This is a genomic window from Methylibium sp., from assembly GCF_013817365.1.
In the GTDB taxonomy this organism is placed as follows: domain Bacteria; phylum Pseudomonadota; class Gammaproteobacteria; order Burkholderiales; family Burkholderiaceae_C; genus Methylibium.
On sequence record NZ_JACDCU010000164.1, the window covers coordinates 1 to 7,958 of the forward strand.

The following is a 7,958-nucleotide window of genomic DNA, read 5'->3' on the forward strand; positions in this document are numbered from 1 at the left end:
CAGGCCCACCGGGCCGGCGCCGACGATGACGGCATCGGTTTCGATGGGGCCGTCGTGGCGGTTCGCCGTCTGGCTCACCGCGGGGTTGAGTTGTGGTTCCATGAGTCAACGGGGCTCGGTCGGTCTCTTGAGCTGTTCGTTCAGCGGATCAGCTCGCTCAGCTTGTCGGGCTTGTCTTTCCACTCGTCGGCATCGGGCGGCGCCGCCTTGCGCTTGGTGATGCTGGGCCACTTCTTGGACAACTCGACGTTGATGGCGATGAACTTCTGTTGTTCCTGCGACACGTCTTCCTCGGGAAGGATGGCGTTGACGGGGCACTCCGGAATGCACACCGCGCAATCGATGCACTCGTCGGGGTCGATCACCAGGAAGTTCGGTCCTTCGCGGAAGCAGTCCACCGGGCAGACATCGACGCAGTCGGTGTACTTGCAGCGGATGCACGATTCGGTGACGACGTGGGTCATGACGTTGTTTTGATGAGGAGGCTGCGCTCTTCGGCGCGAGAACCCGTGATTTTAGTGGTTGCGGCTCTCGAGCTCGCGGGATGCGGCAGCGTCCGCGGTGGGGTCTCGGAGTGCGGCGCGCGGCAAGGCGCCAGCACCCACGCCCACGGTCACCACCGCCGGGCGGCCGGCATGCAGAACGCTGGCCTCGGCCAAAGTCGCGACACGGTGATCGCTGGTCAACTGGTCCGGCCAGCCGGCGCGCGAAACCACGGCCACCGGCGTGTCGGCGGCCCAGCCGGCATCCAGCAGCCGGCGCGACAGGGCGGCGAGCTGGCGCCCCGCCATGTAGAAGACTTCGGTGTCGGCACTGCGCCCGGCTTGCAGATTGCCTGAGCGCGTCATCGCCGTCGTGAGGCTCACGCTGCGGCCCGTGCCGCGCCGGGTAAGCGGGCGCTGCAGGGCAGCGGCCGAGGCAATGGCCGCCGTGACGCCAGGCACGACTTCAGCGCTCAGGCCGGCCTCGGTCAAGGCCTGGAGTTCTTCTTCGAGGCGGCCGAAGACGCTGGGGTCGCCGCCCTTGAGCCGCGCCACGCGCAAGCCTTCGAATGCAAACTTGACGAGCAGCGCGTTGATGCGCGTCTGGCCGGTCGAATCGCAGAACCCGCGCTTGCCCACATCGACCCAGCGCGCCTGCGGTGCCAGCGCACGCAGCGCCGGATCGGTGAGCGCATCGAACAGCACGACATCGGCTTCGCCTAGCCGGCGAGCGCCGCGCACGGTGATGAGATCGGCCGCGCCGGGGCCGGCACCGATGAAGACGACGGGATGCAAGGAGAGGGCTTTCATGCGACGAGCAGGGCACCACTGGTGCGGTTGGTTGTGGGATCGACCACGATCATCGAGCCGCCGATGCGATTGTCGGCATAGGCCTCGACCGGCAGCGGCGCCTGGGTTTCGATCTGCACGCGGCCGATTTCGTTGACGCCGAGCTGATGGGCGTTGGTATCGGCCAACGTGTGCACATCGCGAACGCTGTCGATCGCCGTGATGCGCGCCTGCACCCAGCGATGGCCGTGCCGGACCCAGTACTTGCGGCCGATTTGTGCGGGCTCGGTGTCGAGCCAGGCCAACGTGGCCGCGAAGCGCTGCGTCGTGACGAGGGGCGCCGCATTGTTCGGGGCCGCGCTCGCAATCCAGTCGCCGCGAGAAACGTCGAGCTGGCGGTCGAGTACCAGGCCCGCCGACTGGCCTGCTTCGCACCCGGCGACCACGGCGCCGGCGCGCCGCACTTCGGCCACCGTTGCGGTCTGGCCGCCGGGAAACACCTGCACGGTGTCGCCGGCCTGCACCTGGCCGTGAGCGATGCGGCCCCAGATCGTGCGCGGCCGATGACCGGTGCCCTGTTCGCCGGGACGGGATACGTATTGCACGGGGATCAGCAGCGCGCCGTCATGGCGCTCGTCGCTCGCGGGCAGGCGGTGGAGCAGTTCCAGCAGAGTGGGGCCGCGATACCAAGTCCACACAGTGGAGTGCAAGGTGACGTTGTCGCCGCGCAGGGCGGACACTGGCACCACGGCGGCCACCTCGATGTCGGCCTGCCCGGCGAAAGCCAGGAGCGCCTCGCGCACGGCAGCGAAGGCCGCTTCGGCGTCGGCATCGATGGCGTCGAGTTTGTTGATGGCGAACACGATGTTCGGCACACGCAACAAGCGGGCCAGGAGCGAATGTCGGCGGGTCTGCGGAAGCAGTTCCACCTGCGCAGCCGCGTGCCCGTGCAGCGGTTTGCGCGTGCGCCAGTCGAGCTTGGTGATGTCGACCAGCACGATGGCCGCGTCGCTGCCCGCGGCGGCGGTGACCATGTTGCGCGTGTACTGCTCGTGGCCCGGTGCGTCGGCGATGATGAATTTGCGCTGGCGCGTGGCGAAGTAGCGGTAGGCCACGTCGATGGTGATGCCCTGTTCACGCTCGGCTTCGAGGCCGTCGGTCAGCAGCGAGAGGTCGATCGGGGCGCCGGCGGCGCGCTTCTCCAGAGCGTCGAGCTGATCGGCGAGGATGGCGCGGCTGTCGTAGAGCAGGCGGCCGATGAGGGTGCTCTTGCCGTCGTCCACCGAGCCGGCCGTCAGGAAGCGCAGGGCGCGGTGGGCCACGGGGGGAAGGAGGGGATCGATCCGTGCAGGTTGAACGATTGCATGGCTCATCAGAAATACCCTTCCTTCTTGCGCCGCTCCATCGAGGCCTCGGAGGTGCGGTCGTCCATGCGGGTGGCGCCGCGTTCGCTGATGGTGACGGTGAGCGTCTCGGCCACGATCTCGGCGGCCGTGGCGGCCGGGCTTTCCACCGGGCAGGTGCAGGTCATGTCGCCGACGGTGCGAAAGCGAACCTGCGCGCGCTCCACCGTCTCGCCCGGCTGCGCGGGCGTCACTTCGGTCAGCGGCACCAGCAGGCCCTTGCGGCGGATCACTTGGCGATCGTGCGCAAAGTACAAGGGCGGCAGCGGAATGTTCTCGCGCGCGATGTAGAGCCAGACGTCGAGCTCGGTCCAGTTGCTGATCGGGAAAGCGCGGAAGTTCTCGCCCGGTTTGATGCGCGTGTTGAACAGCGACCAGAGTTCGGGGCGCTGCTCCTTGGGTTGCCACTGGCCGAAGCTGTCGCGGTGGCTGAAGATGCGCTCCTTGGCGCGCGCCTTTTCCTCGTCGCGCCGCGCGCCGCCGATGAGGCAGTCGAAGCGGTGTTCCTCGATGGCTTCGAGCAACGCCACGGTCTGGTGGCCGTTGCGCGATTCGAGCGGGTCGGCCATGCGGATCGTGCCCCGGCGGATGGAGTCTTCCAGGTGCCCCACGACCAGGCGTTCACCCATCTCCGCGATGCGGCGGTCTCGGAATTCGATCACTTCGGGGAAGTTGTGGCCGGTATCGACGTGCAGCAGCGGGAAGGGCAGGCGGCCCTCGAAGTTGTTGTCTTGCTGGCGCATCTTGAAGGCCTTCTCGGCCAGACGCAGCACCACGCACGAGTCCTTGCCGCCCGAAAACAGGAGTGCGGGGCGTTCGAAGGCGCCGGCCACTTCGCGCAGGATGAAGATGGCTTCTTCTTCGAGCGCGTCGAGGTGGCGCTGGTCCAGGTGGGGCAGCAGGCGGTTCGGTTCGAGGGCGGCGTTCACTGCGGGGCTCCGATCATCGAGACGGCGGGTTGTTCTTGTCGTGTCGCGTGCAGCCCGCATTCCTTGGCGGACTCGTCCTCCCACCACCAGCGGCCGGCGCGGAAGGGCTCGCCGACCGCGATGGCGCGCGTGCAGGGTGCGCAGCCGATGCTGGGCATGAACTCGTCGTGCAGCGGGTTGTAGGGCACGCCTTGCGCGGCGATGTAGTGCCACACGTCGCCCCAGGTCCAGTCGGCCAGCGGATTGAGCTTGAGACGCCCGGCGTCATCCTGATCGCGCTCGGGCACTTCGCCGCGCGCATCGCTTTGCTCGCGACGCAGGCCGGTGACCCAGGCGCTGCGCTGCCCGAGCATGCGCGAGAGCGGTTCGAGCTTGCGGATGCCGCAGCAGCGCTTGCGCAGCGGCAGGCTGCTGTACATGGCTCGCTCGCCGTGGCTGCGCACGAAGTGGATCACGGCCTCTTGTCCGGGCCGATAGACCTCCACCGGCAGCCCGTAGTGCTGTTCGATGCGGTCGATCAGCGCGACCGTCTCTTCATGCAGCATGCCTGTCTCCAGCGTGCCGATGGCGATGGGCAGCGCATGGCGGGCGATCAGGTCGGTGACGACCATGTCTTCGGCGCCCAGGCTGGTCGCTTGCACGATGCGCCCGGCGTGCTGGGCGGCCGTGTCTTTCAGCAAGGCAAGCGTGCGCGCGACACGGGCGTCGAAGCCGTCGGTGCGGCGGGCGTACAGGGCCACGGCATTCATGTCGTGAGCGCCCCGGTTTGGCCCCGAAGCCGATGAGCGGACAAGCCGGCTCATATCGCTGCACCCGGATTGTTGAACTCGATCACGGGCTCGCGGGCCAGTTCGTCGGCGGCGCCCGGCGGCAGCGCGAACAGCGGGCGGCTGTCGCGCACGTCGCCCTGGTAGTGAGCGGGGAAGAAGCCCATCGCGCGCTCGGCCGCTTCGCGGCTCTCGCCGGCACGCAGCAGCACGGCGTCGAAGCCGGTGCGTGCGAGCAGCGGCATCATGTCCACCACGACCTCGCCGGTCGCGCGCACTTCGCCGCCGTAGCGAAAGCGTGTGCGCAGCAGCCGGGCCTGGCTGTAGGCGCGGCCGTCAGTCCATTTGGGGAAATGAAGCGCGATCAGGGAGAAGCGGGGCAGGTCAGCATCGATCTCTTCGATATCTGCATCATTCGGGACGGCCACGCCCACCGGCAAATCGGCCGGCCATTGAGCGCGCGCGCCGTGCCATTGCTGCAACGTGAGCAACTGCCTGGGCGCCGGAGTGATGCTCACCATCGGGCCGTCTTCCCCACCCACGGTGTGCCACTCGTCGCGATGGCGATCGATGTACTTCATCACGCGGCCTCCTTCGCCGTGCTGCGCCGCACCGCATTGGCCGCCGACTTGAACGGCTCCAGGCCGACGCGCTTGACGGTGTCGATGAAGTGCTCGTTGGCTGCCGTCCGCTCGCCGCGGTAGGTCTCGATCACCGCCTCGATCACGTCGGCCACTTCGTCGGCGGCGAAGGACGGGCCGATCACCTTGCCCGCCACCACCTGGCCTTTGCCCATGCCGCCGGAGAGCAAGGAGCCGTCGGTGCCGGCGAGCGAGACCTGGTACCACTCCTTGCCGTCCTTGTCGACGCCGAGGATGCCGATGTGGCCGCTGTGGTGGTGGCCGCAGGAGTTGATGCAACCGCTGATGTGCAGGTCGATGTCGCCGATGTCGTAGAGCTCGTCGAGGTCGGTGTAGCGCTCGGTGATCTGCGCGGCCAGGGGGATGGAGCGCGCATTGGCCAGACCGCAGAAGTCGCCGCCGGGGCAGGCAATCATGTCGGTGAGCAGGCCGATGTTGGGCGTGGCGAAAGTGGCGTCGCGTGCGGCCTGCCACAGGGCGTAGAGATCGGCCTCGCGCACCCAGGGCAGCAGCAAATTCTGGTCGTGGGTAACGCGCGCCTCGCTGCCCGAATAGCGCTCGGCGAGATCGGCCGCAGCTTCCATCTGCACGTCAGTGGCATCCCCGGGTGCAAGCCCCGGGCGCTTGAGCGAAAGCGTCACTGCGCGGTAGCCGGCGAGTTGGTGGCCGTGCACGTTGCGCTCGAGCCAGCGCCCGTAGGCGGCGGGCGCATCGGCCGGGGCGCCATCGCCGGTCGAGGCACGGGCCGCCACGCCTGGCGGCGGCTTGAAACCGGAGGCGACGCGGTCGAATTCGGCTTGCGGAATGATTTGTGCGTCGCCATCGACGTCGCGGTTCAGGATCGCGTCGAATTCCTTTTCGACCTGCTCGACGAAGCGCTGACCCTCGGCCTTGACCAGGATCTTGATGCGCGCCTTGTACATGTTGTCGCGCCGGCCGTAGCGGTTGTACACGCGCACGATCGCCTCGATGAAGACGAGGATCTGCTGCCACGGCAGGAACTCGCGCACCAGCGCCGCAGGAATTGGCGTGCGGCCCATGCCGCCGCCGGCCAGCACGCGAAAGCCGATTTCGCCGGCGGCGTTCTTGTGCAGGTGCAGGCCGATGTCGTGCCAGTAGGTGGCGGCGCGGTCCTCGGCGGAGCCGGTCACCGCGATCTTGAACTTGCGCGGCAGGAAGGCGAACTCGGGATGCAGGCTGCTCCATTGGCGCATCAGTTCGCAGTAGGGCCGCGGATCGACGTACTCGTCGGGCGCCACGCCGGCCAGCGCGTCGCTTGTGATGTTGCGGATGCAGTTGCCGCTGGTCTGGATGCCGTGCATGTCCACATCGGCCAACAGCTCCATCACGTCGGCGGCCCGCTCCAGGGGAATCCAGTTGTACTGGCAGTTCTGACGCGTCGTGAAGTGGGCGTAGCCGCGGTCGAACTCGCGCGCGATCCTGCCGAGCTGGCGCAACTGGCGGCTGCTCAACTCACCGTAGGGCACGGCGATGCGCGCCATCGGCGCATGACGCTGGATGTACCAGCCGTTCTGCAGGCGCAGCGCGCGAAATTCGTCCTCGCCCAGGGTGCCGGCAAGGTGGCGTTCCAGCTGGTCGCGGAATTGCGCGGCGCGTTGATGGACGAAGCGGCGGTCGAAGTCGGTGTATTGGTACATCGTCGTTTCTGCCGAAAAATGGGTTCAGTGAATGACCTTGAGCCCGGCGCCGAGCAGCGAGGCGCAAAGCAGGCCGCGTACCCGCCGCTCGGGCATGCGGCGGGTGAGTTGCGCGCCGATCCAGATGCCGGGGATCGAGCCGATCAGCAGCGTGGCCAGCATCGCCCAATCCACATGCCCCAGCGTGGCATGGCCGATGCCGGCCACGAGGGTGAGCGGCACGGCATGCGCGATGTCGGTACCGACCAAGCGCCGCGTTTCCAGGCGCGGGTGGAGCAGCAGGATCAACGTGGCTCCGATGGCGCCCGCGCCGATCGAGGTGATCGACACCAGCACGCCGAGCAGCACGCCCGAGGCGACGGTCCAGGCGGCCTTGCGCTTTTCCGGCAACCAGCGTTCCAGGCGCAGGCCGAGCCGGTGCCATGTGGATTTGAAGGCCACGACCAGCGCGGTGAGCAGCAGCGCGATGCCGAGCGAGAACGCCAGTGCGCCGCTCCAGGCCTTGGTAATGCCTGTCAGATGCATCAGCGCGACCATCCCGATGGCCGCTGGGAGGCTGCCGGCCAGCAATTGCAGCAGGATGCGGTTGTCGATGTGCTTGTGGCGCCAGTGCGCCACAGAGCCTGAAATCTTGGTCAGCCCGGCAAACCACAGGTCGGTGCCGATCGCCACTGCCGGGGGCAGCCCGAAGACGCCCATCATCAGCGGCGTCATCAACGAGCCGCCGCCGACGCCGGTCATGCCGACGATGGCGCCGACGCCGAAGCCGACGAGAACTGCGATGAGATCCATGAGGGACTGCTGCGCTGCCGCAAAAAGTTGCCGAAATTCGACTGTACGGAGCGCATGCGCGAATGCGAACGACAGATAATTCGGTTGCTTATCGCGAATCGGCATAACGGCGGCTCAAACGCCGTCGTCTGGCGGGGTAATTCGACGCAGGGTGGCTGCCTCCCGGCAATGCCCATCGGTCGCGCCAATAAAAACGGCCCGGGGCGAACCCCGGGCCGAAAGGTACCTGGAACCTGAGTTCGCGAGGTACCGAGGAGACAAGCTTTCGAAAAGGCGCCGGAGATACCGGCCACGCTCTTCAGATACTGCGTCGGTCTCCCGAGTTCAAGATGCAGAACCGAACTTTTCAGTCGGGCGGCTCAGCGGCTATCGCCCCCGAGCCCGTCCTGCTTTTAGCGGCGGGCCTTGGCGGTGGCCGCTTGCGAAGCCTTGACCGCGCTGGTGTTGATCGCCTGGAAGTTGGCTTCCGCCACGTCTTGCGCTTGCTTGGCGGCCTT

The 7,958-nt window shown here is 67.5% G+C and carries 8 protein-coding genes; all 8 read right to left on the minus strand.

Annotation, left to right across the window (positions count from 1 at the left end):
• Nucleotides 1–140 precede the first annotated feature (140 nt).
• Genes fdxA through H0W38_RS11350 form a run of 8 tightly spaced genes read right to left on the minus strand, consistent with a single transcriptional unit; the run spans nt 141 to nt 7,461 of the window.
• Complete coding sequence (gene fdxA, locus H0W38_RS11315; protein ID WP_292453968.1) at nt 141–464, minus strand: ferredoxin FdxA; 324 nt, start codon at nt 462–464, stop codon at nt 141–143.
• Nucleotides 465–515: 51 nt separating this feature from the next.
• Nucleotides 516–1,292 (minus strand): uroporphyrinogen-III C-methyltransferase, encoded by a 777-nt coding sequence (gene cobA, locus H0W38_RS11320; RefSeq protein ID WP_292453969.1) that lies wholly within the window; start codon nt 1,290–1,292, stop codon nt 516–518.
• A complete protein-coding gene (locus tag H0W38_RS11325; RefSeq protein WP_292453971.1) occupies nt 1,289–2,593 on the minus strand; it encodes a GTP-binding protein in 1,305 nt (434 codons plus the stop codon). Before H0W38_RS11325 ends, cobA begins: the two co-directional genes overlap by 4 nt.
• A gap of 50 nt (nt 2,594–2,643) precedes the next feature.
• A complete protein-coding gene (gene cysD / locus H0W38_RS11330) occupies nt 2,644–3,603 on the minus strand; it encodes a sulfate adenylyltransferase subunit CysD (RefSeq protein ID WP_292453973.1) in 960 nt (319 codons plus the stop codon).
• Nucleotides 3,600–4,352: a phosphoadenylyl-sulfate reductase gene (locus tag H0W38_RS11335; protein ID WP_292453975.1), complete on the minus strand. Its 753-nt coding sequence runs from the start codon at nt 4,350–4,352 to the stop codon at nt 3,600–3,602. The genes cysD and H0W38_RS11335 overlap by 4 nt, the downstream gene beginning before the upstream one ends.
• 50 nt (nt 4,353–4,402) lie before the next feature.
• Complete coding sequence (locus H0W38_RS11340) at nt 4,403–4,951, minus strand: DUF934 domain-containing protein (protein ID WP_292453977.1); 549 nt, start codon at nt 4,949–4,951, stop codon at nt 4,403–4,405.
• Nucleotides 4,951–6,669 carry a nitrite/sulfite reductase gene (locus H0W38_RS11345; RefSeq protein ID WP_292453979.1) on the minus strand — a complete coding sequence of 573 codons (1,719 nt, stop codon included), beginning with the start codon at nt 6,667–6,669 and terminating at the stop codon, nt 4,951–4,953. The genes H0W38_RS11340 and H0W38_RS11345 overlap by 1 nt, the downstream gene beginning before the upstream one ends.
• A 24-nt stretch (nt 6,670–6,693) precedes the next feature.
• Nucleotides 6,694–7,461: a sulfite exporter TauE/SafE family protein gene (locus H0W38_RS11350; RefSeq protein WP_292453980.1), complete on the minus strand. Its 768-nt coding sequence runs from the start codon at nt 7,459–7,461 to the stop codon at nt 6,694–6,696.
• Nucleotides 7,462–7,958 lie beyond the last annotated feature (497 nt).